The organism is Streptomyces durmitorensis (assembly GCF_023498005.1).
Lineage (GTDB): Bacteria > Actinomycetota > Actinomycetes > Streptomycetales > Streptomycetaceae > Streptomyces > Streptomyces durmitorensis.
The window spans coordinates 3,893,124-3,919,912 of the sequence record NZ_CP097289.1; the positions used below are offsets into that span (position 1 = coordinate 3,893,124).

The 26,789-nt window shown below is 70.3% G+C and carries 25 protein-coding genes; 6 read left to right on the forward strand and 19 right to left on the reverse strand.

Going from position 1 to position 26,789, the window contains the following annotated elements; all coding sequences use genetic code 11:
- Nucleotides 1-78 precede the first annotated feature (78 nt).
- The 11 genes from M4V62_RS17300 to M4V62_RS17350 form a co-directional block, all read right to left on the reverse strand.
- Entirely contained in the window at nt 79-468 is a 390-nt protein-coding gene (locus M4V62_RS17300; RefSeq protein ID WP_249588166.1) for a cytidine deaminase, read from the reverse strand.
- Nucleotides 465-1,727: an ABC transporter permease gene (locus M4V62_RS17305; RefSeq protein ID WP_249588167.1), complete on the reverse strand. Its 1,263-nt coding sequence runs from the start codon at nt 1,725-1,727 to the stop codon at nt 465-467. Before M4V62_RS17305 ends, M4V62_RS17300 begins: the two co-directional genes overlap by 4 nt.
- Nucleotides 1,724-2,869: an ABC transporter permease gene (locus M4V62_RS17310; protein ID WP_249588168.1), complete on the reverse strand. Its 1,146-nt coding sequence runs from the start codon at nt 2,867-2,869 to the stop codon at nt 1,724-1,726. The genes M4V62_RS17305 and M4V62_RS17310 overlap by 4 nt, the downstream gene beginning before the upstream one ends.
- On the reverse strand, nt 2,866-4,482 hold the full coding sequence (locus tag M4V62_RS17315; RefSeq protein ID WP_249592877.1) for an ABC transporter ATP-binding protein: 1,617 nt from the start codon (nt 4,480-4,482) through the stop codon (nt 2,866-2,868). The genes M4V62_RS17310 and M4V62_RS17315 overlap by 4 nt, the downstream gene beginning before the upstream one ends.
- A gap of 163 nt (nt 4,483-4,645) precedes the next feature.
- Nucleotides 4,646-5,701, reverse strand: coding sequence for a BMP family lipoprotein (locus M4V62_RS17320; RefSeq protein WP_249588169.1), 1,056 nt, complete (start codon nt 5,699-5,701; stop codon nt 4,646-4,648).
- Nucleotides 5,702-5,923: 222 nt separating this feature from the next.
- Nucleotides 5,924-7,033 (reverse strand): BMP family lipoprotein, encoded by a 1,110-nt coding sequence (locus M4V62_RS17325; protein WP_249588170.1) that lies wholly within the window; start codon nt 7,031-7,033, stop codon nt 5,924-5,926.
- Between the two features lie 182 nt (nt 7,034-7,215).
- Nucleotides 7,216-8,481, reverse strand: a complete 1,266-nt coding sequence (locus M4V62_RS17330; RefSeq protein WP_249588171.1) for a M20 family metallopeptidase — start codon at nt 8,479-8,481, stop codon at nt 7,216-7,218.
- Between the two features lie 159 nt (nt 8,482-8,640).
- Nucleotides 8,641-9,762: a hypothetical protein gene (locus M4V62_RS17335; RefSeq protein WP_249588172.1), complete on the reverse strand. Its 1,122-nt coding sequence runs from the start codon at nt 9,760-9,762 to the stop codon at nt 8,641-8,643.
- Nucleotides 9,763-9,834: 72 nt separating this feature from the next.
- Nucleotides 9,835-10,767 (reverse strand): N-acetylneuraminate synthase family protein, encoded by a 933-nt coding sequence (locus M4V62_RS17340; protein ID WP_249588173.1) that lies wholly within the window; start codon nt 10,765-10,767, stop codon nt 9,835-9,837.
- Between the two features lie 14 nt (nt 10,768-10,781).
- Nucleotides 10,782-12,068, reverse strand: coding sequence for an acylneuraminate cytidylyltransferase (locus M4V62_RS17345; protein ID WP_249588174.1), 1,287 nt, complete (start codon nt 12,066-12,068; stop codon nt 10,782-10,784).
- A gap of 44 nt (nt 12,069-12,112) precedes the next feature.
- Entirely contained in the window at nt 12,113-13,420 is a 1,308-nt protein-coding gene (locus M4V62_RS17350) for a DUF6716 putative glycosyltransferase (protein ID WP_249588175.1), read from the reverse strand.
- Nucleotides 13,421-13,618: 198 nt separating this feature from the next.
- Here M4V62_RS17350 and M4V62_RS17355 point away from each other — a divergent pair, with 198 nt between their 5' ends.
- Genes M4V62_RS17355 through M4V62_RS17365 form a run of 3 tightly spaced genes read left to right on the forward strand, consistent with a single transcriptional unit; the run spans nt 13,619 to nt 17,099 of the window.
- On the forward strand, nt 13,619-14,596 hold the full coding sequence (locus M4V62_RS17355) for a glycosyltransferase family 2 protein (protein WP_249588176.1): 978 nt from the start codon (nt 13,619-13,621) through the stop codon (nt 14,594-14,596).
- Nucleotides 14,596-15,948 carry an alpha-2,8-polysialyltransferase family protein gene (locus tag M4V62_RS17360; protein ID WP_249588177.1) on the forward strand — a complete coding sequence of 451 codons (1,353 nt, stop codon included), beginning with the start codon at nt 14,596-14,598 and terminating at the stop codon, nt 15,946-15,948. Before M4V62_RS17355 ends, M4V62_RS17360 begins: the two co-directional genes overlap by 1 nt.
- The gene (locus tag M4V62_RS17365) at nt 15,945-17,099 is read left to right on the forward strand and encodes an acyltransferase family protein (protein WP_249588178.1); all 1,155 of its coding nucleotides are present in this window, start codon (nt 15,945-15,947) and stop codon (nt 17,097-17,099) included. Before M4V62_RS17360 ends, M4V62_RS17365 begins: the two co-directional genes overlap by 4 nt.
- Here the strand turns inward: M4V62_RS17365 and M4V62_RS17370 are convergent.
- Nucleotides 17,083-17,241, reverse strand: coding sequence for a hypothetical protein (locus M4V62_RS17370; RefSeq protein WP_249588179.1), 159 nt, complete (start codon nt 17,239-17,241; stop codon nt 17,083-17,085). The two genes, M4V62_RS17365 and M4V62_RS17370, sit on opposite strands and share 17 nt — an antisense overlap.
- A 9-nt stretch (nt 17,242-17,250) precedes the next feature.
- Nucleotides 17,251-17,916, reverse strand: coding sequence for a TetR/AcrR family transcriptional regulator C-terminal domain-containing protein (locus tag M4V62_RS17375; protein ID WP_425575065.1), 666 nt, complete (start codon nt 17,914-17,916; stop codon nt 17,251-17,253).
- 61 nt (nt 17,917-17,977) lie between these two features.
- On the opposite strand from M4V62_RS17375, the gene M4V62_RS17380 reads away from it, so the two are divergent.
- Together M4V62_RS17380 and M4V62_RS17385 are read left to right on the forward strand one after the other, a co-directional pair.
- A complete protein-coding gene (locus tag M4V62_RS17380) occupies nt 17,978-19,438 on the forward strand; it encodes an FAD-dependent oxidoreductase (RefSeq protein ID WP_249588181.1) in 1,461 nt (486 codons plus the stop codon).
- 17 nt (nt 19,439-19,455) lie between these two features.
- Nucleotides 19,456-19,920, forward strand: coding sequence for a MarR family winged helix-turn-helix transcriptional regulator (locus tag M4V62_RS17385; RefSeq protein ID WP_249588182.1), 465 nt, complete (start codon nt 19,456-19,458; stop codon nt 19,918-19,920).
- 21 nt (nt 19,921-19,941) lie between these two features.
- On the opposite strand, the gene M4V62_RS17390 is transcribed toward M4V62_RS17385, so the two are convergent.
- Together M4V62_RS17390 and M4V62_RS17395 are read right to left on the reverse strand one after the other, a co-directional pair.
- The gene (locus M4V62_RS17390; RefSeq protein ID WP_249588183.1) at nt 19,942-20,520 is read right to left on the reverse strand and encodes a Uma2 family endonuclease; all 579 of its coding nucleotides are present in this window, start codon (nt 20,518-20,520) and stop codon (nt 19,942-19,944) included.
- A gap of 89 nt (nt 20,521-20,609) precedes the next feature.
- Nucleotides 20,610-22,190, reverse strand: coding sequence for an acyl-CoA mutase large subunit family protein (locus M4V62_RS17395; protein WP_249588184.1), 1,581 nt, complete (start codon nt 22,188-22,190; stop codon nt 20,610-20,612).
- 133 nt (nt 22,191-22,323) lie between these two features.
- Between M4V62_RS17395 and M4V62_RS17400 the strand changes: the two genes are divergently transcribed.
- A complete protein-coding gene (locus M4V62_RS17400) occupies nt 22,324-23,187 on the forward strand; it encodes a L,D-transpeptidase family protein (protein WP_249588185.1) in 864 nt (287 codons plus the stop codon).
- Nucleotides 23,188-23,430: 243 nt separating this feature from the next.
- Here M4V62_RS17400 and M4V62_RS17405 read toward each other — a convergent pair whose 3' ends face one another.
- The 4 genes from M4V62_RS17405 to M4V62_RS17420 all read right to left on the reverse strand — a co-directional run bounded on the left by M4V62_RS17405 (nt 23,431) and on the right by M4V62_RS17420 (nt 26,778).
- Nucleotides 23,431-24,558, reverse strand: coding sequence for a hypothetical protein (locus M4V62_RS17405; RefSeq protein ID WP_249588186.1), 1,128 nt, complete (start codon nt 24,556-24,558; stop codon nt 23,431-23,433).
- Complete coding sequence (locus tag M4V62_RS17410) at nt 24,558-25,223, reverse strand: RNA polymerase sigma factor (RefSeq protein WP_249588187.1); 666 nt, start codon at nt 25,221-25,223, stop codon at nt 24,558-24,560. Before M4V62_RS17410 ends, M4V62_RS17405 begins: the two co-directional genes overlap by 1 nt.
- Nucleotides 25,224-25,619: 396 nt before the next feature.
- Complete coding sequence (locus M4V62_RS17415) at nt 25,620-26,129, reverse strand: hypothetical protein (protein ID WP_249588188.1); 510 nt, start codon at nt 26,127-26,129, stop codon at nt 25,620-25,622.
- A 19-nt stretch (nt 26,130-26,148) separates the two neighbouring features.
- Nucleotides 26,149-26,778, reverse strand: coding sequence for an RNA polymerase sigma factor (locus tag M4V62_RS17420; protein ID WP_249588189.1), 630 nt, complete (start codon nt 26,776-26,778; stop codon nt 26,149-26,151).
- Nucleotides 26,779-26,789: the final 11 nt, after the last annotated feature.

Sequence of the window (26,789 nt, forward strand, 5' to 3'; positions counted from 1 at the left end):
GAGGTGACTCTACGCGCATAGAGTCACCCGGTGAAGACGGCCCCTGCCCGCCGTACACCAACAGGCAGGGGCCGTACGTCAGTTGAGGTGCTCCGGGCCGAACGGGTCCGGCAGCATGTCCCCCAGGGTCCGGACGCCCGCGGCCGTCTCCAGGAGGAGCGCCGCGCCGCCGAACTCGTAGAGCAGTTGGCGGCAGCGGCCGCACGGCATCAGGATCTCGCCCTTGCCGTCGACGCACGTGAAGTGCGTCAGACGGCCGCCCCCGGTTAGCTGGAGCTGCGAGACCAGGCCGCACTCGGCGCACAGGCCCAGGCCGTACGACGCGTTCTCCACGTTGCAGCCCGACACCGTGCGGCCGTCGTCCACGAGGGCCGCGGCACCGACCGGGAAGCCTGAGTAGGGGGCGTACGCACGGGACATGGCCTCGCGCGCAGCATCCCGCAGCGCGTCCCAGTCGGTCTCGGTCACGTTCCTTGTCCCTTTCGGTAGGGCTGGCCGTCCGCCTTCGGCATCCGCAGCCGCTGGGCGGAGAGCGAGAGCACCAGCAGCGTGACGACGTACGGCGTCGCGGTGACGACCTGGTTGGGCACCTCGTCGGTCAAGCCGTACCACGCGAACATCAGCGCCGAGACGGCCGCGGTGATCGCCGCGGGCACGTAACGCTTGCGCCATACGAGGTAGGCCGCGCCGATGACCAGCAGGATCGCGAGCAGCAGGAGCAGTGCGTGCACGTTCGTGCCGCCGCCCCGGAGCTTCAGGCTGTCGGTGTAACCGAACAGGCCGGCACCGAGCGCGAGTCCGCCCGGCATCCAGTTTCCGAAGATCATGGCGGCGAGGCCGATGTAGCCGCGTCCGCCGGTCTGGCCCTCCAGGTAGATGTTGGAGGCGACGAGCGACAGGAACGCGCCGCCCAGACCCGCCAGACCACCCGAGATGATCACTGCCAGGTACTTGTACTTGTAGACGTTCACGCCCAGCGACTCGGCCGCGACCGGGTTCTCGCCGCAGGAGCGCAGGCGCAGACCGAACGACGTGCGCCACAGGACCCACCAGCTCAGCGGCACCATCGCGACCGCGATGACGGTGAGCGGCGAGAGGTTCGTGAAGAGACCGCCGAACAGGCCCGCGATGTCCGAGATCAGGAACCAGTGCTTCTCGTTCAGGTCCTGGAGCCAGTCGGAGAGGCCTGGGACGGAGAAGCTGCCCAGCGAGTCGACCGGGGGCGACTGCTTGGACGTACCGCCCTCCTTGCCCTCGAAGGCGAAGGTCGAGAGGTAGCGCGTGACGCCCAGGGCGAGGATGTTCAGGGCCACACCGGAGACGATGTGGTTGACGTTGAAGGTGACGGTGACGATCGCGTGCAGCAGTCCGCCGAGCGCGCCGCCGAGTATGCCGAACAGGATGCCGACCCACGGGCCCCACTGGTAACCGGCGAACGCGCCGAACCAGGTGCCGAGGATGAGCATGCCCTCAAGGCCGATGTTGACCACGCCCGCGCGCTCGGCCCACAGGCCGCCGAGGCCCGCGAGGCCGATCGGCACGGCGAGCCGCAGCGCGGTGGACATCTGGCCGGTGGAGGTGATGCCGTTCGCGTCGGTGATCAGCCGGACCACGGAGGTCAGGACGAGGACGCCCGCGATGATCAGCAGGAGGACGGGGAGCGAGATGCGGCGGCGGCCCGGCGCGGGCTGCTTGGCCGGGGGCTTGGCCACGGTTGTCGAGCTCATCGGGCAGCCACCTCCTTCACGGTGTCGTTGTTGCCGTCGGTGCCGTTGTCGTTGCGGGCGGCGGCGGCCAGTTCCTCGCCGACGCGGCGCTGCTGACGGCTGAGGCCCCAACGGCGTACGGCCTCGTAGGAGACGACGACCGCGATCACGATGAGGCCCTGCATGATCACCGCGATCTCCTTGTCGTACGCCACCGGCTGGGCGTAGTCGAGGGCGGGCGACGCCTTGTCGAGGAAGGCCCACAGGAGCGAGGCGAACGCGATGCCGACCGGGTTGTTGCGGCCGAGCAGGGCGATGCCGATACCGGTGAAGCCGAGCCCCGCGGGGAAGCTGAGGCTGTAGGTGTGGGTGTCGCCGAGCAGGATCGGCATGCCGGCGAGGCCCGCGACCGCGCCGGAGATCAGCATCGCGCTGAGCACCATGCGCTTGGCGTTCACGCCGGAGGCCGCGGCGGCCGACTGGGAGGCGCCGGTGGCGCGCAGGTCGAAGCCGAAGCGGGTGCGGTTCAGGACCAGCCAGTACAGGACGCCCGCGAGCGCGGCGATGATCACGAAGCCGTAGATCTCGCCGGACTCGCCCATGCTGATGCCGGGGAACCAGCCGGACTTGTGCATCTCACCGGTGGTCTGGTTGTTGCCGACCGGGACACCGAAGTTGTCGGTGAGGGTCATGTAGCCGATGACGCTCGTCGCGATGGCGTTGAGCATGATCGTCGCGACGACCTCGCTGACCCCGCGGGTGGTCTTGAGGATGCCCGCGATGCCCGCCCAGAAGGCGCCGGTGAGCATGGCGACCAGCATCAGGAGCGGGATCTGGAGCGGGGCCGGGAGCGCGATGTGCGCGCCGACGACGGCGGTGGTCATCGCGGCGAGGCGGTACTGCCCGTCCACACCGATGTTGAACAGGTTCATGCGGAAGCCGACGGCCACCGCGAGCGCGGCCAGGTAGTACATCCCGGCCTGGTTGATGGTCAGGACCTGGACGTCGGAGTAGCTGATCTGTTCCAGCATCAGGGTGTACGGCTCGATCGGGTTCTTGCCCGAGGCGAGCAGCACGACCGAGGTCAGCGCCACGGCCACGACAAGGGCGATGACCGGTCCAGCCACCGCGAGGAGCACGCGCTCCTTGTCGAACTTCTTCATCGGGCCTCGTCCTTTGAAGTGCCGGCAGAGCCCTCTTCGGGGTCTTCTTCTACGTGTTCGAGGTGGCCGGATGCCGCGCCCGTCATCGCCGAACCCAGCTCCTCCGGCGTGATGGTGGCCGGATCGGCGTCGGCGACGAGCCGCCCGCGGTAGATCACGCGGAGGGTGTCGGAAAGGCCGATCAGCTCGTCCAGGTCCGCCGAGATGAGGAGGACCGCGAGTCCTTCGCGGCGCGCCTCGCGGATCTGGTCCCAGATCTGGGCCTGTGCGCCGACGTCCACACCGCGGGTGGGGTGGGCGGCGATCAGGAAGCGGGGCTTGTGGCTCATCTCGCGGCCGACGATCAGCTTCTGCTGGTTGCCGCCGGAGAGGGAGGCGGCCGTGACGTCGATGCCGGGCGTACGGACGTCGTACTGCTCGACGATGCGCCGGGTGTCGGCCTGCGCGCCCTTGGTGTCGAGCCAGAAGCCGCGCTTGCCACGGGAGTTGGGCTTCTCGGTGACGTGACCGAGGATGCGGTTCTCCCAGAGCGGCGACTCCAGGAGGAGGCCGTGGCGGTGGCGGTCCTCGGGGATGTAGCCGACGCCCTGCTCGCGGCGGTGGCGCGTGGCCAGGGCGGTGATGTCCTCGCCCGCCATGCGGATCACGCCGGAGTCCGCGTGCTTGAGGCCGATGAGCGCGTCGATCAGCTCGGTCTGGCCGTTGCCCTCGACGCCCGCGAGGCCGAGGACCTCGCCCTCGTGGATGGTGAAGGAGATGTCGTCGAGGAGGGCGCGGCCCGAATCGCCCTCGGCGAGGAGCTTGAGCTCCTTGACCTCGATCATCGCCCGGTCGGTGACCGTCGACTCGGCGGTCTCCGGGGTGGGCAGCTCGCTGCCGACCATCAGCTCGGCGAGCTGGCGGGGTGTCGTCTCGGACGGGATCGCCGTGCCGACGGTCGTGCCGCGCCGGATGACGGTGATGTCGTCGGCCACGGAGAGGACTTCGCCCAGCTTGTGGGAGATGAAGATGACGGAGAGGCCCTCGGACTTCAGCTCGCGCAGGTTGTCGAAGAGCGCGTCGACCTCCTGCGGTACGAGGACCGCGGTCGGCTCGTCCAGGATCAGCGTGGTGGCGCCGCGGTAGAGGACCTTGAGGATCTCCACGCGCTGCCGGTCGGCGACGCCGAGGTCCTCGACCATGGCGTCGGGGCGCACCCCGAGGCCGTACCGGTCGGATATCTCCACGATCTTGCGGCGGGCCGCGCCGCCGATGCCGTGCAGCTTCTCGCTGCCGAGAACGATGTTCTCCAGGACCGTGAGCTGGTCGGCGAGCATGAAGTGCTGGTGGACCATGCCGATGCCGCGCGCGATGGCGTCGGCGGGGCTGGCGAAGGTCACCTCGGCACCGTCGACCGAGATGGTGCCCTCGTCCGGCTTCTGCATGCCGTAGAGGATCTTCATCAGGGTCGACTTGCCCGCGCCGTTCTCGCCGACGAGGGCGTGCACGGTGCCCTTGCGGACGGTCAGGCGGATGTCGTGGTTGGCCACGACGCCCGGGAAGCGCTTGGTGATGCCGGTGAGTTCAACGGCAACGGCCCTAGCGGTGGGCGGAGGGCTGGTGGACGCGTCGATGGCGCACTCTCCTCGGGAATCCTCAGGAAAGGGGCCACCTACGCGCGTAGCGCCCCTGGTTCGACGGGAGTTGAGCAGTCGGCCGCGCGAACGGGGCGCGGGGAACCATCGTCCCCCACACCCCGTTCCGCGGCCGTGACTTCGCTGTTACAGCGCAGTCCGGTTACAGCGTGGTCTTGACCTTGATCTTGCCGCTCTTGATGTCCTGCTCGGCCTTCTTCACGGCGGCCTGCAGGTCCTTCATCTTCTTGAACTCGGGGTTCGAGTCGGCGAGCGCGACGCCGCCGGACGCCAGGTCGGCACGGACCACGCCGCCCTTGGCGTTGTCATCCTGGACCGACTTCGTCAGGTTGTACACCGCTCCGGCGACGTCCTTGGTCGCCGAGGTCAGGATGTACTTCTTGTACTTGGCCAGGGCCTTCTGCTTGTACTGGTCGGAGTCGACACCGATCGCCCACACCTTCTCGGCGGCGGCGGCCTCGATGACACCCTGGCCCGAGAGACCGGCGGCGTGGTAGACCACGTCGGCGCCGCCCTCGATCTGGCCGCTGGCCGCTTCCTTGCCCTTGTCGGGGCTGGAGAAACCGCCGTCCTCGGCCTTCTCGGTGAGCATCTGGCGCTTGATCTTCACCGACTTGTCGGTGTCCTTGACGCCCTGGACGAAGCCCGCCTCGAACTTGCGGATCAGGTTGTTGTTCACGCCGCCGATGAAACCGACGCTCTTCTTCTTGCTGGCCTTGGCCGCGGCGACGCCCGCGAGGTACGAGGACTGCTCCTCGTTGAAGACCAGGTCGGAGACGTTGTCCGCCTTGATGGTGGCGTCGTCGACGATGCCGAAGGTGACCTTCGGGAACTTCGCGGCGACTTCCTTCACGGCGGGGGCGTAGGCGTAGCCGATGCCGATCACCGGGTTGTAGCCCTGCTTGGCGAGCTCGGTGAGGCGCTGGGCCTTGTCGGCGTCGGACTCGCCGTCCGTCGGCTCGACGGCCTTCTTGCCGATCTTCAGGTCCTTGGCGACCTTGTCCATGCCCGCCGTCGCGGCGTCGTTGAAGGACTGGTCGCCCTTGCCGCCGACGTCGTACGCGATGGCGACGCCCTTGTTCTTGCCGTCGCCCTTGGAACCGGCGGCGTCGCTGGAGGTGCCGCCGCAGGCGGTGGCGGAGACGGCGAGTGCGGCGGTGGCTACACCCGCTGCGGCAATTCGGGAAACCCGGCGCATAGAGAGGAACTCCTTATGTACAAGCAAGCACAAGCACGTACGAGCGCCTCACCTGGCGCTGATTTCGCCGCAGCGTAACGCGCGTAGACCTGACATAAGAACCCTTCTGTCCCGTCCGTTATCGAGCTGTGGCCGCGAGGTTGCGGGAGCGTGGACGCACGGTGGGGCGCCCCGCACGTCACGGGGCGCCCCACCTGTCGCGGTCCTGCTGTGCGGGTCCGGTTACGGCACGGTCTCGACCGTGACCTTTCCGTCGACGATGTCCTTCTCGGCCTTCTCCACGGCGGCGACCACGTCCTTCATCGCCGTGTACTTCGGGTTCGAGTCGGCGAACCCGACGCGTCCCGACTTCAGGTCGTAGCGCTGCTCGCCCGTGATCGGCTTGCCCTCGACGACCGACTTCGTCAGGTCGTAGACCGCGCCGCCGACGTCCTTGAGGGCCGAGCCGAGGATGTAGTCCTTGTACTTGGCCAGGGCCTTCTGCTTGTACTGGTCGGAGTCGACGCCGATCGCCCACACCTTCTGGGAGCCGGCCTCCTGGATCACGCCCTGCCCGGAGAGACCCGCCGCGTGGTAGATCACGTCGGCCCCCGACTCGATCTGACCGCTCGCCGCGTTCTGCCCCTTGTCGGGGCTGGAGAAGCCGCCGTCCTCGGGCTTCTCGGTCAGATACCGCTTCTCTATCTTGATCTTGGGGTCGACGGACTTGACGCCCTGCACGAAGCCGGCCTCGAACTTGTGGATGAGGTTGATGTCGACGCCGCCGATGAAGCCGACGTGGTCGGCCTTGGTCGCCTTCGCGGCGGCGACGCCCGCCAGATAGGACCCCTGCTCCTCGTGGAACACGAGGTCGGCGACGTTGTCCGCCTTGACGGTGTTGTCGTCGATGATCCCGAAGGTGGTCTTCGGGAACTTCGCCGCGGCCTCCTTGATGGCGGGGGCGTAGATGTAGCCGACGCCGATCACCGGGTCGTAGCCCTGCTTGGCCAGCTGCTCGATGCGCTGCACCTTGTCGGCGCTCGACTCGCCGTCGCCGGGCTCCATGTCGACGCCGCCGATCTTGAAGTCCTTGCGCGCCTTCTCGTACCCGGCGTACGCGGCGTCGTTGAACGACTGGTCGCCCTGGCCGCCGATGTCGTATGCGAGGCCGACACCCTTGCCCTTGTACTCCGAGGACGATCCGCCGGACTTGTCGTCCTTGTCGTCCTCCTGCGAGGCCTCACTGCTCGTCTTGCCGCACGCGGAGGCCGCGAGGGCGACGGACGCCACCACGACGGCCACTTGGGAGAGCTTCGATCCTCGGGTTCCACGAGATCCTCGACGAAGACGCATAGGACGCACCCCTTACGTTCCCCAAAGCACCCTTGAAGGGCCTGATTTCGGCGCACAGTAACGCGCGTAGAAAGGGAGGGGAACGGGGTTTCGCACTGCGTTACCTATTCGTGCCGAGGGCCGGTTACGTCCGGGTGAACGGGTCCGCCGTAACCGGCCGATAGCGGTGCTTACCTACCTGCTCACCTACCGACGCCGTCGATCAGCGCCGCCGCGGTGAAGAGCTCGACGCCCACCGTGATCGCCGACTCGTCCGCGTCGAAGTCGCCCTGGTGCAGGTCCCGGACGGTGCGCTCGCCGGGCGTACGGACGCCGAGGCGGGCCATGGCACCGGGCACGTGCTCCAGATACCAGGAGAAGTCCTCGCCGCCCAGGCTCTGTTCGGTGTCCTCGACGGAGTGCGGGCCGAGGCGCAGCCGCATGGCCTCGCTCAACAGGTCCGTCACGTCCGGGTCGTTCACGACGGGCGGGACGCCCCGGATGTAGTTCACCTCGGACTTGGCGCGGTAGAGGTCGGCGATCTCCTGGATGGCGCCGTGCACCAGGTCGGGCGCCTTGCGCCAGGCGGTGAGGTCCAGGCAGCGCACGGTGCCGGAGAGTTCGGCGTGCTGCGGGATGACGTTGCAGGCATGGCCTGACTCGATGCGGCCCCACGTCACCGCGAGCCCGGAGCGGGCGTCGATGCGCCGGGCGACCAGGGCGGGGACCTCGGTGACGACCTTGGCGGCGGCGGTGACGAGGTCGGTGGTCAGGTGGGGGCGCGCGGTGTGTCCCCCCGCGCCGTCCAGCGAGACTTCGAGCCGGTCGCAGGCGGAGGTGATCGCGCCGTGCCGAAGGCCGATCTTCCCGGCGTCGACGCGGGGATCGCAGTGCACGCCGATGATGCGGCCGACGCCGTCGAGCACACCGGACTCGATGGCATCGGGCGCACCGCCGGGCAGGACCTCCTCCGCGGGCTGGAAGATCAGCCGTACGGGAAAGGGCAGTTGCCCCTGTTCCGCGAGCTCGGCGAGGACGAGCCCCGCGCCGAGCACCACGGTGGTGTGCACGTCGTGCCCGCAGGCGTGGGCGCGGTCGGGCACGGTGGAGCGGTACGGGACGCCGAGCTTGGTGTCCGGGATGGGGAGCCCGTCGATGTCGGCGCGCAGCGCGAGCATGGGGCGCACGCCGTCCCACTGTTCGGTGCCGATGTCACAGACCAGTCCGGTGCCGATGTCGAGTACGCGGGGCTTGAGGCCCGCGCGCTCGAGCCGGGCCTTGAGGGCCGCGGTCGTACGGAACTCCTGGTTGCCGAGCTCGGGGTGCATGTGCAAGTCGCGGCGGAAGGCAATGAGTTCGGTGCGCAGGGCGTCCGGGAGCGCACCGGGGAGTACTGCTTCCCCGGGGGCGTCCCCCGCTGCTTCCCCGGACAGATCGGCCTCGGACCCTCGCTCGGACTCTCGTGACATCAGTTGGTTCACCCTCTGAAGGGTAGGGCGAGGCACGGGCCAACTGACCCACGATCAACAAAAGTTCAGCCCGATAGGGTAAGAAAAAGTGGCCGCGTAGCGCATGGGCGCTAGTTGAGGTGGGTAAACTCTCTCGCCCTCCAGGGGGAAAGCCGCTGGTCACGCCGTGGCCGCGACCCCCTGCGCCGGGGAATGCGCGGAGGCCACCGACGCCAGGCGGTGTACGTCACGTGCCGTGCCCGTGACGCCCGACAGGAAGCCCTGGGCCCGGGGTGAGGCGTTCTCCGTCAGCCAGGCCGGGTCGATGTCGCAGACCGCGACGCGGACCTCCGTGCCCGCGAGGGCCAGGGGCAGGGTGTGGACCACCGTCGAGGGGAAGCTCAGGATCGTGCTGCCGATCGGGCCCCGGCGGGCGATCAGTTCCAGTGGGAGGTCCGGGCGGACCACCTGCAGGCCCGTCTCCACCGCCAGGCGGTGGAGCTTCTCCGAGCTCTCGCGGCGGTGCGCGAAATAGCGGGTCGCTCCGTGTGCGCGGGACAGGGTGCGGACCGCTTCCACATAGCGGTCCAGGTCCACCACACCCGTCTCGACGAGTGAGGTGCCGACCAGGTCAGCGCCCTTGGAGACGCGCGGCGGGCCGAAGCGCTCCCGCGTCCACGCGAAGCTGTTCACCGTCACCCGCACGCCGTCCGGCGCCGAGTCGATCGGCATGGAGGAGAAGACCTCCACCGTGCGCTTGCCACCGGGTGTCAGGCGGCGGCGGGCGGAGGCCGAGATCGGGGCGAAGGCGATGTCGCGCACGCCGGGGCGCCCGCCGCGGCGGTGCCAGCGCACCAGGCGCTCCCCCGCGGCCAGTTGGGCCACGAACTCCATCGTGGCCGTGCCGTCGTCCACGACCACGAGGGAGCGGGCCCTGGTGATCGTCAGGAGCAGCTGTACGTAGCGCGAGAACGGGTCGCCGATGACGATCCGGCCCGCCGCCCGCAGCGCGCCCGTCAGGCCGCCGATCGTGTGGAAGGGAGCAGCCGCGCCGCCGCGCGCCTCCTCCCAGCGGACGTTCAGGCCCTCGTCGCGCGCCAGCTGGGCCATGCGGCGCAGCTGGCCCCGGGTCATCGGGTCGTTCGGGGAGAGGACGACGACGGTGAGACCCCCGGCCGGGCCGGTCGCCCCCGCCGAATGCGCCCACTCAAGGACGTTGAGGAGCTGCACAGGGCTCTCTACGAACGCCAGGGTGGCGGGCGCCGCAGCGGTGGGGGCCGTCGGCCCGGGTCGGGGGCTCATCGTCGTATGACCGTGTCCTGTCCTGGTGGTGAGGGGTCCCGGTGAAAGGTCCCGGTAAGAGCGTCAGCGCGCTCAGACCGCTACCGGCTCGCGCTCGGCCGCGTCGGCCTCGGCGACGACGCCCGCGACGCGGCGCAGCTTCTTCATCGGGCCGAGCTCCGACTCGTAGACCTTCTTGACGCCGTCACCGAGGGAGGCCTCGATGGTGCGGATGTCGCGGACGAGGCGGGTCAGGCCCTGCGGCTCGACCGACGCGGCCTGGTCCGAGCCCCACATGGCGCGGTCGAGCGTGATGTGGCGCTCGACGAACGTGGCGCCGAGCGCGACCGCGGCGAGCGTGGTCTGCAGGCCCGTCTCGTGGCCGGAGTAGCCGATCGGGACGTTCGGGTACTCCTGCTGGAGGGTGTTGATGACGCGGAGGTTGAGCTCCTCGGCCTGCGCCGGGTACGTCGACGTGGCGTGGCACATCAGGATGTTGTCCGAGCCGAGGACCTCGACCGCGTGGCGGATCTGCTTCGGGGTCGACATGCCGGTCGAGAGGATGACCGTGCGGCCCGTGGCGCGCAGGGCGCGAAGCAGCTCGTCGTCGGTGAGCGACGCGGAGGCGACCTTGTGGGCCGGGAGGTCGAACTTCTCCAGGAAGGCGACGGCCTCGGTGTCCCACGGGGACGCGAACCAGTCGATGCCGCGCTTCTTGCAGTGCTCGGTGATGGCCTGGTACTCGGACTCGCCGAACTCCACGCGGTGGCGGTAGTCGATGTACGTCATCCGGCCCCAGGGGGTGTCGCGCTCGATGTCCCACTGGTCGCGCGGGGTGCAGATCTCCGGGGTGCGCTTCTGGAACTTGACCGCGTCGCAGCCGGCGTCGGCGGCCACGTCGATCAGGGCGAGGGCGTTGTCGAGCTCGCCGTTGTGGTTGATGCCGATCTCACCGGTGATGTAGACGGGGTGGCCGGGACCGGCGGTCTTCGAACCGAAGGTGCGCAGACGGGAGTTGGAGCTCATGGCAGGAACTTTCCTTACTTGTTGAGGGAGGGGCCGAGGATCCATGCGGCGATCTCTCGGATCGCGCCGTCACCACCGGGGAGAGCGGTGACCGCGCGTGCGGCGCCGCGTACGACGTCGTGGGCGCTCGCGACCGCCACCGGCCAGCCGACGAGGCCGAAGCAGGGGAGGTCGTTGACGTCGTTTCCGACGTAGAGCACGCGCTCGGGAGCGATGCCCTGCTCCTCGCACCACTGCTTGAGTGCGAGGTCCTTGCGGTCGATGCCGTGCAGGACGGGAAGCTTGAGCTTCCGGGCCCGCGCGGCGACGACCGGGTTCTGTTCCGTGGACAGGATCAGCAGCGGGATCCCCGCATCACGCAGGGCCGCGATGCCGAGGCCGTCCCCGCGGTGCACGGAGACGAACTCCCGTCCTTCGGAGTCGATCAGCACCCTGTCGTCGGTCTGGGTGCCGTCGAAGTCGAGTACGACCGCGTCGATGTCGTCGCGGGTCGGAAGGGCGTCGGCCCGGCCGCCGTCGAACAGCGGGGCGAGCGCGCGGGCGCGGGCGAGGTCGTGCGGATCGTCGACCTCAAGGACGCGCGCCGGGTCGGTCCGTACGAGCTCGGTGCGCCCGAAGAAGCGGTGCTTGTGCTCGCGGAACCCGGCCACGTCCATGGCGTAGACCGCGCCGGTCTCCAGGAGGTCCTGGGGGCGGTCCTGGCGGCGCGGGCGGAAGGACTTGTCGTGGTTGACGCCGTAACCGCCGTCGGTGGCGGTGGAGTTGGCGACCTTCGTGGTGCCGCCCACCTCGCCGGTGCGCCGCGCGTCCAGGGCCGCGGGCTCGTCGTCGGCGTCGCGCCACACGAAGCCGTGGAAGGGGGCCACGGTCAGCGCCGTGTCCGCGCCGCCGTCGATGATCGAGCCGACCACGCCGTCGACGTCCTCGCGGACGATGAAGGGGCTGGTGCACTGCACGAGCAGGACGACGTCCACGGCCGTGCCGTGCAGCGACTCGTGCGCGTCCATCGCGTGCAGGACGGCCGCCTCGCTGGTCGCGGTGTCCCCCGCGATCGCCGCGGGCCGCAGGACCACCTCGGCGCCGGCCGAGCGCGCGGCCTCGGCGATCACGTGGTCGTCCGTGGAGACGACGACGTCCGTGACGAGCCGCGCGGCCAGGCACTCGCGGATGGCGCGCGCCACCAGGGGCACACCGCCGACCGGGGCGAGGTTCTTGGCGGGCACGCCCTTGGAGCCGCCGCGGGCCGGGATGACGGCGAGGACGCGGTGTGCGGGCGCGCTTCCTGGGGCGGGGTGGGACATGGGGGCTCCTTGAGTGGGGTGGGGGATCACGGCTCGCCCGGGGTTCACAGCTCGCCCATCCGCCGGATGACGGGGGCCACGCGCTGCACCCCGTGCCGGTAGGCGCCGCGCGCCGCGCTGCGGACGGCCTGGCGCACCGGGCCCGGCTCGCGGTCCGCGGCGGGCGCGCCGGGCAGCGGGGTGCCGTCCGGGCCGAGGTGGTGGCGGGCCAGGATGCCGGGGAGGTAGCCGGGGGCGGTGAGGAGGCTGTAGTACGGGGCGACGGGCGGCAGTTGAGGCTGTGCGAGGAGGCTCGCGACGCGCTCACGAGCCGCGTCGAAGGCCGTCTCGTACGTCCCGTCGGGCGCGACGCCCTGCCGTGCGACCCACTCCGGAGCGGCCTCGGGGCTGTACCCCGCGTCGATCTCGTCCCAGGACGCCAGGCATCCGGAGCCGATGAAGTGGTGGTTGCCGAGCGCCTCGCGCACCCCGAGGTCGGTGAGGACCGCGGTGGGGATGCGGCGGTGCAGGGATTCGAGCGCGGCGGTGGAGCTGACCGTGACGAGCAGGTCGGTGCGGTCGAGGACCTCGCCCATGTTCCCGTACACGAGGCGGCAGTTGGGCGGCAGGTCCTCGCCCTTGGCGAGCTTCTGGTAGGGCAGTTCCTCGATGTGCGTGGTGTGTTCGCCGGGCTTGCTGCGCAGCTTGATCAGGACCTCGCGGTCCGGGTGCAGGCGTGCGTGCTTGACCATGCGGCTCAGCAGGTACGTGCGGTGCGCGCGGCTGTCGGGCACGGAGGGCTGCGCGGCGAAGACGACCGTGTAGGGGTCGTTCCTCTCGTACGCCGCGCCGCCGAGGAACGGCAGCGCGCTCTCCACTACGCCCGACGCGTCGGCGCCCACTCCCTCGTACACGGCGCGGAAACGCTCCGCGTCCTGCCGGGAGTTGGCGAGGACGACGTCCGCGCCGTGCCGCAGGAGCAGGCCGTCGGCGAGCTTCTCGTAGACGACGCCGACATAGCCGGTGACGATCACGGGACGCCGCTTCGAGGCCGCGGTCATACGGGCCAGGCCGTGCAGCACCGCCTGGACCGCGCCGCCCACGAGGGCGAGCACGATCACGTCGGGTGCTTCGCGCTCCACCTCGCGCAGGAACTCGACCGCGGTGACCTCACGGAGCGAGTCCGCGCGCACCCCGACCTCTTCGAGCTGGCGGACGGTGGGCGTGGCCCGGCCCCTGAGGAGGCGTCCGTCGAGGCGTGTGTCCGCTCCCTCACCCGCGAGGCGGCCCGCGGTGAGCGCACCCCATTTCCACCGGGTGTCGGAGTCGGCGAGCACGGTGATCCGTGTCGTCCCGCTGTTGCTTACTGGCACAGGAAGGACGCTAGGAAGGCATTGAGATTGGCGGCCCAACTCAGGTGCAACAAACGGTTAACAGCACGCCGACGAATGGCGAATCAGCCCGGGAAACCGCCGATGGGCAGGCGGGTTAACCATTCCGCCATGCGTCGTTCACCTGACATCTCACCTTCGGCCAAGACGAATGCCGGGCCGACACCTAACGTCACCCACGTGGTTAAGCTCTCCGTCATCGTGCCGTTCTACAACGTGCAGCAATACGCGCCCGACACCTTGAAGAGTCTGCGAGCGAACGCACGCGAAGACTTCGAATTCATTCTCGTCGACGACTGTTCGAAGGACGAGACTCCAGAGATCCTGGAGCGTGCCGCGCGCGAACTGCCCGGCGCCGTCCATCTCAGACATGAGACGAACGGCGGTCTGGCGACCGCCCGCAACACGGGCCTTGACGCGGCGCGCGGCGAGTACCTCACCTTCCTGGACGGTGACGACTGGCTCGCCCCCGGTTATTACGCGCAACTCGTGGCGTCCATCGAGCAGTTGGGCTGCGACTTCGTGCGTACCGACCATGTGCAGTGCACCGCTCGGGCCCGCTCCGTCCACCGTGTCCCGCACGGCAGGCGCGGCGTCGTCATGCCGCCGCGGGACGTCATCCTGCCCGCCGACCGGTCGACGTCCGTCGACTACGCCTACGCCTGGGCGGGCATCTACCACCGTCGCCTGGCCGACCAGGGCCTGCTCCACTTCACGGACGGTCTGCGCACCGCGGAGGACCGGCCGTGGATCTGGCGCCTGCACCGCGAGGCGGAATCCTTCGCCGCGGTGGGTCTGCTCGGCGTTTTCTACCGGCGCGGGGTCGCGTCGTCACTGACGCAGATCGGTGACGTACGACAGCTCGATTTCATCCGTGCATTCGACCAGGTGGTCCGGGAAACGGCTCAGGACCGCGATGCGGACAAACTCCTGCCGAAGGCCGTCCGTACTTACTGCGCGATCATTTCCCACCATCTGGGATCCATCGAAAGGTTCGAGCCACAAGTGGCGCGGAAATTGAAGTCGCTGAGTGCGGCAGCCCTGAAGCGGATGCCGCAGGGCGTTCTCGACGACGCCCTCGACTCCATGGACATACAGCGGGCGACGCGCCTTCGCCGGCTGCGCCGGCGCCCGGTGTCGGCGGAGGTGGCCGCGTAATGGCGACGACGCAGATCTTCATGGCGTCCACGCTGTACGGCACCGCGACGCTCGCCGCCGCGATCGACGCCGACCGCTTCGGTCCCGCCGACCGGCGGCTGCTGCTCGTCAGCAACAACGCGGCGACCCCGGAGACGACGGTCGCCGTGGACGAGATGCCGGGCTTCGAGCGCCTGCGGGACCGCTTCGACGACGTACGTTCCTGGAACGAGGCCATCTCCCCTTTTCACCCGGGCGGCTGGGCCCCCCGGGCGGACGACATCCCGATGTGGGAGCGGTACATCCGGCTCCTGTGGGACCTCGGTGACGACGACATCGAGCTGGCCGTCGAGTCGATCCAGGTCAACCCGGCCCTGGCCCTCGCGCAGATCTTCACGGGCGCGCCCGTGGACGTCTACGCGGACGGCCTGATGAGCTACGGCCCCACCCGCAACAAGATCGACCCGCTGGTCGGCACGCGGGTGCGGCGCCTCCTTCACCTGGACCTGGTGCCGGGCCTGACCCCGCTGCTGTTGACCGAGTTCGGCGTGGAGCCGGAGATCGTGCCGACCGAGGCGTTCGTGAAGGTGCTCGACCGCCTCGCCGAGGCCGATGTCGCGGACATCCCCGACATCGCCGAACCCGCCCTGCTCCTTGGCCAGTACCTCTCCGCGCTCGGCATCCTGACCGCCGAGGAAGAGGAGGAGCTGCACGTGCGCATGGTGCGCGGCGCAGCCGGACTCGGCCACACGCGCGTGGTGTTCAAGCCGCACCCGACGGCTCCGGCCCGCTGGTCGCGCATGCTTGAGAAGGAGGCGGAGGCGATCGGCGTGGAGCTGACCGTCCTCGACTCGCCGGTCCTCGCCGAGGTCCTCTACCAGCGGATGCGCCCCGCGCTCGTCATCGGCTGCTTCTCGACGGCGCTGCTCACCGCGTCCGCGCTGTACGGCCTGCCGGTCGCCCGCACCGGCACCGAGACGCTTCTGGAGCGGCTCGCGCCCTACCAGAACAGCAACCGCGTCCCGGTCACCATCGTGGACGCGCTGATCCCCGACCTCGCCGACAAGGGCGCGGTCACCGGGCGGCAGCCGGGCATGCCGGTCGGCGACCTGGGCGAGCTGCTCGTCGCCGTCGGCTTCGCCATGCAGCCGCAGATCTATCCCCGTCTGCGCGGGGCCGCCGAGCGGTATCTCTCGACGCACCTCACTCCGCACACCTGGCGCTACTTCAAGCGGCGCCGCCTCACGGCCCTCGCCCTGCCCGGAGCGCTGCCCTCGCAGCTCTCGTTCATCCCGCGCAACGCGGCCGTACGCCGGGTCGCGCGCCGCGCCCGTTCGGTCCAGCGCACCATCAAGCGGACCGCACTCGGATGACCTCTCCCGGAACCACGCTCCCGAAGCACTCCCCGGGGGCGGACAAGACGGCTGCCCTCGCGCGCACGATTCCGGCCCCCGTGGCCGCCAAGCGTGCGCGGCCCCGCCTCAGAGCCCTGGACGGCCTTCGGCTCATCGCGGCCCTGATGGTCGCGGCCTACCACTACGGCGGCCGCGACGGCGAGATCAGCGAGGCCTGGGGCGGCTCGCCGCAGCTTCAATTCCCCACCGCGCACAGCTGGTTCGCCTACGGCTGCCTGGGCGTGCAGATCTTCTTCGTCATCAGCGGCTTCGTGATCTGCATGAGCGGCTGGGGCCGTCCGCTGCGCGCGTTCTTCGCCTCACGCGCCTCGCGGCTGCTCCCCTCCTACTGGGCGGCGATCATCCTGGTGACGGCGGTCTTCGCGCTGCCCGTCGTGACGTACGAGGCGGTCTCGCCCAGCGACGCCCTGGTGAATCTGACCATGCTCCAGCAACCGCTTGGCGTGGACCGGGTGCTCGGGGTCTGCTGGACGCTCTGGGCCGAGCTGCGCTTCTACGCGCTCTTCGCGCTCTTCGTCGTCCTGCCGGGCGCGAACCGGGCCCGCGTGATCCTGTTCTGCGCGGTGTGGACCCTGGCCGCGGTCGTCGCGGAGGGTGCGAACGAGCCGCTGCTCGACCTCGTCCTCATGCCCGAGTACGCCCCCTTCTTCATCGGCGGCATCGGCATCTACCTCGTCCACCGCGACCGCAGGGACCTCACGGCCTGGGGCATCGTGGGGGTGAGCTGGCTGATCGGCCAGCACTACGCGGTCTCGCGCCTGTGGCACGCCCCGAACCCGGACTTCTTCTCCTACCGCACGTCCTTCGGGATCATCGCGGTCGTGACGGCGGGCTTCGCCGCGGTGCTCCTGATCGCCCTCGGCGCCCTGCACCGGGTCGACTGGAAGTGGCTGACGGTGGCGGGGGCCCTGACCTACCCGTTCTACCTGGTGCACGAGCACCTGGGCTGGGTGACGGTGGCCGCGCTGCACCGGGGGCTCGGGCTTCCGTCGTACGCGACCTTCGGCCTGACGATCGCGGCCATGCTGCTGCTCGCCTGGCTCCTGAACCGTTTCGTGGAGGAGCGGCTGACGCCGCTGATCCGGAACGGGCTCATGGTTCGGAAGTGACTCCGTCCGCGGCGGTGTCGGCGTCCTCGTCCGCCGCCACCGCGCGGGCCACGTCCATGGCCTCGCCCATGACGACCTCGGCCTCCCCTATCGCGTCCACAAGCTCCTGGACCAACCGCTCCAGCGTCTCGCCCTCATCCATGGGCCAAGCCTATGCGTGCCGGGTGTCCAGCATCGTCGCCCCGATCCCGGCGACCACAGCGGCGAGGCCCTTCTCGAACCCCGCGTCGTAGTCGCGGAACATTTCGTCCCCGGCCGCCGAGGCGAGCGGATACGCGGCGAGCCGCTGCGCGCGGGCCTCCAGGTCGTAGCCGCCCCCCTCCTTCGCGGGGTCGGGGCCCATCGACTGCTCCTCGATCACGTAGCCGATCGTGTAGCTGTACCCCGTGAGCCAGGCGCGGGCCGCGCCGCCCGGCGTGAAGCCCCCCGCCGTGAGCATGCGCAGGTGCGCCTCCATGGGGGCGGCGTACGACATGTCCGTGAAGCGCGTACCGCTGTAGACCTTCGCGCCGTCGCGGTACCTCAGCAGGTGCCGCCGCAGGCCGCGCATCGCGGCGGCGAAGGCGGTCGGCCAGTCGGCGTCCGGTACCGCCTCCGCCGCGAGCTCGTCGTTCATGCGCCGCAGCATCTCCGTCGCCATCTCGTCGAGCAGCGCCTGCTTGTCCTTGAAATGCCAGTACAGAGCGGGCGCCTTGACGTCCAGCTCCTTGGCGATGGCGCGCAGGGAGAGCCCGTCGAGGCCCGTCTCGTTCAGGAGCTTCAGGGCGGTGCGCGCCACGCGGGTGCGGTCCAGGGGTGTCGTAGCCACCTTGACAATTTAACACCGTTAAGCGCAGGCTCCGGGCATGGCACTTAACAGCGTTAAGGACGGAGCCGTCATGGCTGTCATGACCGACGTACTGATCGTGGGCGCCGGACCCACGGGCCTGACCCTCGCCTGCGACCTCGCTCGACGCGGCGTGGACGCCCTGGTCGTCGAGCGGGCCGACACCCTCTTCCCCGGCTCCCGCGGCAAGGGCATCCAGCCCCGCACCCAGGAGGTCTTCGACGACCTCGGGGTCATCGAGGCGGCCGAGGCGGCGGGCGGCCCCTACCCGGTCGGCATGGTCTGGCAGGACGGCGAGCGGCAGGGCGAGCACCGGATGTTCGAGGAGAGTGAGCCGACCCCGGACGCCCCGTACGACCGGCCGCTGATGCTCCCCCAGTGGCGCACGCAGGAGATCCTCCACGCCCGCCTGCGCGAACTCGGCGGCGCGGAGATCGAGTTCGGCGCCGCACTGACCGGCCTCGCGCAGGACGAGGAGGGCGTCACCGCCCGGCTCGCGGACGGCAGGACGGTCCGCGCCGCCTACGCCGTGGCGGCCGACGGCGGCCGTTCGACCGTGCGCGCGGCGCTCGGCATCGGCATGACGGGCGAGACCGTCGACCCGAACCCGATCCTGGTGGCCGACGTCCGCATCCCCGCCCTGGACCGCGACAACTGGCACATGTTCCCGCCCGCCGCCGACGGCGGGGGCTTCCTGGCGATCTGCCCGCTGTCGGGCACCCCGGACTTCCAGCTGACGGCCCAGTTCACGGACGGGACCGCCCCCGACACCTCGCTCGAAGGCGTACGCAAAGTCGTCGCCGCCCGTACGCACCTGGCCGCCGACGAGGTGACCGAGGTGCGCTGGGCCTCCGACTTCCGGCCGCGCGCGGCGATGGCGGACCGGTTCCGCGCAGGCCGCGTGTTCCTGGCCGGCGACGCGGCGCACGTGCACTCACCCGCGGGCGGCCAGGGCCTGAACACCAGCGTGCAGGACGCGTACAACCTGGGCTGGAAGCTGGGCGCGGTCCTGCGGGGCGGCGCCCCCGACGCACTCCTCGACACGTACGAGGCCGAGCGGCTGCCCAACGCCGCGCAGATGCTGGGCCTTTCCACCCGCATCCACCGGGGCGAGGAGCGGCGCGGGGAGGCCACCCGCCAGCTGGGCCTCGGCTACCGGGACAGCTCCCTGTCGGTGGAGACCCGCACGGACCTCCCGGACGAGGCGCTGCGGGCGGGCGACCGAGCACCGGACGGGCCGTGCGGCGCGGGACGGCTCTTCGACGCGTTCAGGGGACCGCACTGCACACTGCTCGCGGTCGGCACGGATGCCGAACTGCCTTCGCTGGACGAGGAGTTGGTGCACGTACACCGCGTCGATGCCTACGCGCCCTACGGCAAGGGCCTCTTCCTGGTGCGCCCGGACGGGTACGTCGGCTGGGCGGGCGAGGACGCGAGGGGCCTGACCGACTACGTCAGGCTGATCCGCCAGGACAACTCATCCGCGAAGACAGTTGACCTCAAGCAAACTTGAGGTTCTACCTTCAGGGCATGGACACTTTCACGTACTCCCACAGCGACGAAGACCTCATCGACCAGCCCATCGGCTACTGGGCATCGGCCGCGGGTGAGGCCGTCGTCCACCACATCCGCACCATGCTCGCCGAGTCCGGGCTCACCCAGCCCGAGTGGTGGATCCTGAACCAGATCGTCGCCGACGACGGCCGCGACAAGGCGGCCGTGCTCGCCACTCTGCGCGGCTACCTGAACGTGGGCGACGGCTCCCTGCAGCACGACATCCGCGCCCTGCACGAGCGCGGCCTGCTCACCGAGGACGCCGACGGCCGCCTCCGCATCACCGATGAGGGCCGCACCCTGCGGGACAACACCGCCCTGCGCCAGCAGAAGACCCGGGACCAGATCCACCAGGGCATCCCTGAGGAGGAGTACATCCGCACCCTCAAGGTCCTCCAGCGCATGATCCACAACGTGGGCGGGTCGGCCTGGCACCACTGAGGCCTGCCCCTCCCGGATCGGTCAGTCGCCGTCCAGGAGGGTGTCCACGGGCAGGTCGAGGGTGACGCCCACGGACGGGGGGACGGGGACGGACTGGCCGCGCTTGTAGCGGGAGCAGGTCACGTACTCGTCCCCGTCGGGGTCCGAGTACACCAGCACCTCGTCGTGCTTCCGGTCGACGACGACGTATACGGGAATGCCCGTCCTGGCGTAGGTCTCGACCTTCGTGACCAGTTCGTCGGCCCGGTTGGACGATGTCACTTCCATGACCAGGCGGAACACATGCGGGGCGTAGCAGTTCTTCTCGACGACCTCGTCTTTGTAGTCCACGTCGACGATGGACAGGTCGGGCACCGCAAAGTCGTCAGGGCCGGTCGGCAGCCAGAGGCCGATGCCCTGCACATGGCGGAGCCCCGCCTCCCGGGCCCCAGCCTTGTAAAGCTCCACGGTGAGCCAGGACAAGGTGTCCTGGTGCTGACCATCCGGCGGCGGTGTCACAACAATGCTCCCGTTGAGGATCTCCACCCGGTGTCCGGGCAGCTCTTCCCAGAGGCGGTCGGCAGCATCGGCGAGCGACGTCTCATGCATTATCACGGCCATGGCAGCCTCCTTTCGGGAGCACTCTTCATGAGCGTAACCGCCCCCGCCGTCATTCCGCCCTGCATCACCCATTCGAGTAACCCCCCTGGTCAGAACGCGTCCGTCGGCACGTACGCCCCCCACACCTCCCGCAGCGCGTCGCACACCTCGCCCACCGTCGCCCGCGCCCGCAGCGCGTCCTTCATCGGGTAGAGGACGTTGGCCTCTCCCTTGGCCGCCTCCTGGAGCGAGGAGAGTGCCGCGTCCACCGCCGCCCGGTCGCGCTCCGCCCGCAGCCTCGCGAGGCGGGCCGCCTGCTGGGCCTCGATGGCGGGGTCGACGCGGAGGGGTTCGTAGGGCTCCTCCGCGTCCAGCTGGAAGCGGTTGACGCCGACCACCACGCGTTCACCGGAGTCGGTCTCCTGGGCGATGCGGTAGGCGCTGCGCTCGATCTCGCTCTTCTGGAAGCCGTGCTCGATGGCGGCCACCGCGCCGCCCATGTCCTCGACGCGCTCCATGAGCCCAAGGGCCGCGGCCTCGATGTCGTCCGTCATCTTCTCGACGACGTACGACCCGGCGAACGGGTCGACCGTGGCGGTCACGTCCGTCTCGTACGCGAGGACCTGCTGCGTGCGCAGGGCCAGGCGCGCGCTCTTGTCGGTCGGCAGCGCGATCGCCTCGTCGAAGGAGTTCGTGTGCAGGGACTGGGTGCCGCCGAGCACCGCGCCCAGGCCCTGGACCGCGACCCGGACGAGGTTCACCTCGGGCTGCTGGGCGGTGAGCTGGACCCCGGCCGTCTGCGTGTGGAAGCGCAGCATCAGCGACTTCGGGTTCTTCGCGCCGAACTCGTCGCGCATCACGCGGGCCCAGATGCGGCGCGCGGCACGGAACTTGGCGACCTCCTCCAGGAGCGTCGTACGTGCCACGAAGAAGAAGGACAGGCGGGGCGCGAAGTCGTCCACGTCCATGCCCGCCGCGACCGCCGTGCGGACGTACTCGATGCCGTCGGCGAGGGTGAAGGCGATCTCCTGCGCGGGCGTCGCACCCGCCTCGGCCATGTGGTAGCCGGAGATGGAGATGGTGTTCCACTTCGGGATCTCGGCCCGGCAGTACTTGAAGATGTCCGCGACCAGGCGCAGCGACGGCTTGGGCGGGAAGATGTACGTGCCGCGCGCGATGTACTCCTTCAGGATGTCGTTCTGGATCGTGCCCGTCAGCTCGCCTGCGTCGACGCCCTGTTCCTCGCCCACCAGTTGGTACATGAGGAGCAGCAGGGCGGCGGGGGCGTTGATCGTCATCGACGTCGACACCTTGTCCAGCGGGATGCCGCCGAACAGGACGCGCATGTCGTCGATCGAGTCGATCGCGACGCCCACCTTGCCGACCTCGCCGGACGCGATCGGGGCGTCCGAGTCGTGGCCCATCTGCGTGGGCAGGTCGAAGGCGACGGAGAGGCCCGTCGTGCCGTTCGCGATCAGCTGCTGGTAGCGGGCGTTGGACTCGACGGCCGTGCCGAAGCCCGCGTACTGGCGCATCGTCCAGGGGCGGCCGGTGTACATGGTGGGATACACGCCGCGTGTGAAGGGATAGGCGCCCGGTGCGCCCAGCTTCGTCGCGGGATCCCAGCCGTCGAGGGCCTCGGGGCCGTACACGGGCTCGACGGGCAGTCCGGACTCCGAATCACGCGCCATCGCTCTGCGCCTCCTGCGAGAGATCCTTCTCCGTTACTTCTCCGGTATAGCGGTCCTCCCCCAGCATGCGGCAACGTTCAGGGGTGGTCACTCGCGGGGAACACTCTCAGCGAGGCTGTGGAGCAGTTCAGCGATGACGGGGGTCGTTGTGGGCAAAGGTGCGATAGCCGTGGGGGCCGTGGTCGCGGTCGCCCTGGTCGGCGGGTGCAAGGCGCAGGCCGTCGACTCGGACGGGAAGGCGCAGCCGGTCAGGATCTCCCCCACGAAGACGAAGTCGGACGGGACCGGCCCCGATGAGCCGTCCGGGCCGTCCAAGGGGACGGCCGAGGGACCTTCCGAGGCGGCGCCGACCCCCGAGCCGGCGCCGAAGACGCTGCTCGCGCCGGGGCAGCGCGGCGACCAGGTGCGTGAGCTGCAGGCCAGGCTCCGGCAGATCGCCTGGTTCTTCGACAACCCCTCGGGGACGTACGGCTCGTCCACGACCTCCGCGGTCAAGGGGTTCCAGGGCAAGCGCGGGCTGCCCCGCACGGGCACGACGGACACGGTGACCTGGCAGAAGCTGGTCGGCATGACGCGCGAGCCCACGAAGTACGAGCTGTACTCGGGAGGCGGCATCCCGGCGTCGAAGCCCGACAAGCGCTGCATGACCGGCCGCGTCCTGTGCATCAGCAAGGAGAGCCGCACGCTGACCTGGATGATCGACGGCAAGGCCGTCTCGACGATGGACGTGCGCTTCGGCTCGCAGTACACCCCCACCCGTGACGGCACGTTCACCGTCTACTGGAAGTCACGCCACCACGTCTCGACGCTGTACGACACCGCCATGCCGTACGCGATGTTCTTCAGCGGCGGCCAGGCCGTGCACTACTCGTCGGACTTCGCGGCGACCGGTTACAACGGCGCTTCGCACGGCTGCGTGAACGTACGGGACGAGAAGAAGATCGCGAGTCTGTTCTCGCAGGTAAAGAACGGCGACAAGGTCGTCGTCTACAAGTGAGGCCGGCAGATGCGGAGAACGGCCCGGGGCCGGATTAATCAGCGTGGGCGGGATCGGGGGAACGTCTCCCGCCCACGCTGGTGGCACTGAGCCAAAGGTACGGGGGGAACCCCTGGCTCGTGCGCGGGCCGATGACCAGTCGGCTCACTTCTTACTGCGTCGCTGCTCCAAAAAACGTCACACCTGCGGCGCGCGATGTTTCCGAGCAGGTCAGAGGCCCACCGGGACGCGGGCAGGACTCGGCTAGGACCCGTTATCGGGCAGTACGGGCTGCGCGCTGTACGAGGCGGTCACCGTGGGCGCCGGATGCGGCACCGAGGGGGCCACGATCGGCGGGACGGGGCTGCTGCCGCCGTTGCCCCAGTGGTCGTTGCCGCCGCCGGACGTTCCGTCGCCGTTGCCCTGGTCGCCGTCGCCGCCGTTGTCTCCGTCGTCGCCGCCGTTGCCGCCATCGCCGCTGCCGCCGTTGTGCTCGCGGTCGTTGCCCGATCCGTCCAGGACACGGCCGCAGAACTCGGTCACCCGCCGGGGTCCCTTGGCGGCTTCCTCCAGGCGGCGCCTCTTGTCGCCCTGGAGCTCTCCGCTGCGGTAGTCGCGGCAGGCGGAGACCACCTTGCGGTACCAGTCGCTCGCCTCGTCCTCGCGCTGCGGGTCGCCGGAGCCGGGCTGCGTGGTGCCCGCGCCGCCGTTGCCGCCCTTGGACGTGCTCTTTGGGTCCTCGACTTCCTGCGGCGGCGCGCTGCTGCCGGGTTCGCGCGTGGGGTCTTCCGGGGTGGTGGTCACGTCGTCGGGCTCGACGTCCGGCGCGCTGCTCGCGTCGTCGGACGGCGACGAGAGCGGTTCGGGCGAGGCGACGGACGAGGCGGAGGCCGCGGGGCCCGGCTTGTCACGGTCGCCGAACGGCGAGGGGAGCACGCCCGTGCCGGCCGCCACGGCGACTCCGCCGATCATGCAGCCGGCCAGCACCGCGGCGAGTCCGTACCGCAGGGGGCGGGCCCAGCGTGCGGGGCGCGGAGACTCGGACGAGCGGCCGATATGCACCGTTTCGCCCGCTCCCACGCGCGTAGAAGCTGTCCGTGCATGAGGGCCACGAGCCTCCCGGAACGCCGCGAGCGCGGCGGCTTCACCAGGGAGTTCGGAGGAAATGTCGGCCGGTACGACGGAGCCCGCGCGGTCGTCGGCGGCCAGTGCGGCCAACGCCTTGGCCAGTTGCGCGGCCTGTTCCCGCGCCTGAGGGTCGGTGCTGTCGATGCCGTCGGTGCCGTCAACGCCGTCGGTGCCGTCGGTGCCGTCGGTGCCGTCGAAGGGGTCACCGCTCAGCAAACGCTCCGCCGCTTCGCGGTCCAGCCACCTGTAATCCTCGTCGGCCATCACATGTCCTTCTGCGCCCGGATACGCGAATGCGTCACACCGGCGGACGTCACCGCAGGCCCGCGCCGCTCCCTCTGGGGCGGTACCGCGTCCAGCGCACCCTGACTCGGCGGGCCGTCGGCGCCGAGCAGTTCCGCGAGCCGCTTCAGGCCGCGGTGCGCGGCGGTGCGGACGGCTCCGGGGCGCTTGCCGAGGGTCAGGGCCGCGCTCTTGGCGTCGAGGCCGACGACCACCCGGAGCACGACCGCTTCCGCCTGGTCCTGCGGGAGCTGGGCTATCAGGGCGAGGGCGTCTCCGGTCGCGAGGGACTCCATCGCCTCGTCGGCTGTGTCCGCTTCGCCCGGCTTCCCGGTCAGCTCGGTCTCGTCGCCGCCTATCGCCGGGCGGCGGCCCCGCATACGTATGTGATCGAGCGCGCGGTTGCGCGCTATGCGCGCGGCCCAGCCGCGGAACCGGTCCGCGTCGCCGCTGAACCGGTCGAGGTCCCGGGCTATCTGCAGCCAGGCCTCGGACGCGACATCCTCCGCGTCCGGGTCTCCGACCAGCGTTCTTACGTAGCCGAGCAGCCGCGGGTGCACGGCGCGGTACACAGTCCGGAACGCGGTCTCGTCCCCGTCCTGCGCCGCAAGCACCGCGGCGGTCAGTTCCGCGTCGTCCCCCAGCACAACTTCTCCCTATGCGCCTACACCGGTTGCGGTCCTGCCCCCGCAGCCTGGCGCGAAGCAGCACGCTACGGGCTGAAGTGGGCTCACGTCCATGTTTGGTACAACGCGCAACTAGCGCGTGACAGTACGCGGTGTGACAGAAAACGCACCCGCGGCGCTGAAGGGAGTACGGGCCGCGTGCGGTCCGTCCGCGTGACGGCCGGGGTCTCTCCTGTGGGGGGTGGCGACCCCGGCCGCTCACCTTGGCGGGGGCCCTGGGCGGATCTCCCCCCTGTGGCTTCGCCCCTTCCCCCTTGGCTTCGGGCGCCGCTCCCTCTCCCCTTGTTCGTCTGCGGGTTGGTCGTGGCTGGTCGCGCCGTTCCCCGCGCCCCTTCGGGGCGCTCCCCCGGCCGCTCCTCAACCGGTGTGGGGCTTGGGCTGCTTGGGGGGCTTGGGGGGCTTCGCGTTTTTCGGCTCCTTGGAGTGCTTGTTGTGGCTCTCCTTGGGGGCCTTGCTCTTGCCCTTGTCCTTGCCTTTGCCCTTGCTCGCGTCCTTCGCCTTGCCGGGCTGCTCCGCCTGCGGCGGCGTCGGCGAGGCCGGGCGCTGTGCGGGGGCCGTTGTGCGGGGCGGGCTCGGGCGGTCGCGGTCGGGGGCGCTGGTGTCCGGCGTAGGCGACGCGTTGATGGAGGCGAGAGCGACCCCGCCGAGCAGCACGCTCGCGATCACCGCGCCCACCGCCGCCCGCAGCGAACCCAGCGCACGGCCTCGTGCGCTCGGACGCCAGTCGTCGCGGCGGCGGGTGCGTGCCCGGTGGTTGCCCCCGTCCCGCGCGGAGCGGAACGCGGCGACCGCACGGCTCTGGGCGTCGGCGTCGACGGCGCCGGAACGCACCGCCTCACCCAACACCGCGTCCACGCGTTCGTTCACGCCCATCCTGACTCCCCGGTCATCTCGACTCCCCCAGCGGACCGGCGCCGTCATCCGTCACACCTCGCGCCGCGCCCAACTGCTCGGCGAGCCGCTTGAGGCCCCGGTACGCGGCGGTACGCACCGCCCCGGGGCGTTTGCCGAGCACCCGCGCCGTCGCCGGGGCGTCCAGGCCGACGACCACCCGCAGCAGCACCGCCTCCGCCTGATCCCGCGGCAGCCCAGCGATCAGCGCGATGGCCTGCTCCGTGGAGATCGACTCGAGCGCCTGCTCCGACGTGCTGTGCGGTCCGGGGAGTTCGAGCATGTCCTGTTCGAGGGCGGACGGGCGCGGCCTGACCTTCTGGCGCCGCAGATGGTCGAGGGCCCGGTGGCGCGCGATGGTCGCCGTCCAGCCGCGGAAGCCCGCGCCGTCGCCCCGGAACCGCCCCAGGTCGCGGGCGATCTCCAGCCAGGCCTCGGCCGCAATGTCCTCGGCGGTCTCTCCGTCGTGGCCGACCAGACCCCGCAGATAGCCGACGAGCCCCGGCTGCACCAGGCGGTACGCGACCGCGAAGGCCGCCTCGTCGCCCTCCTGTGCCCGCGCGACCGCGGCGCCCAGCTCCTCGTCCCGCGCCTGTGCGCGACGGGGTTCCCCTCCTCGACCCACGCTTTCCCATC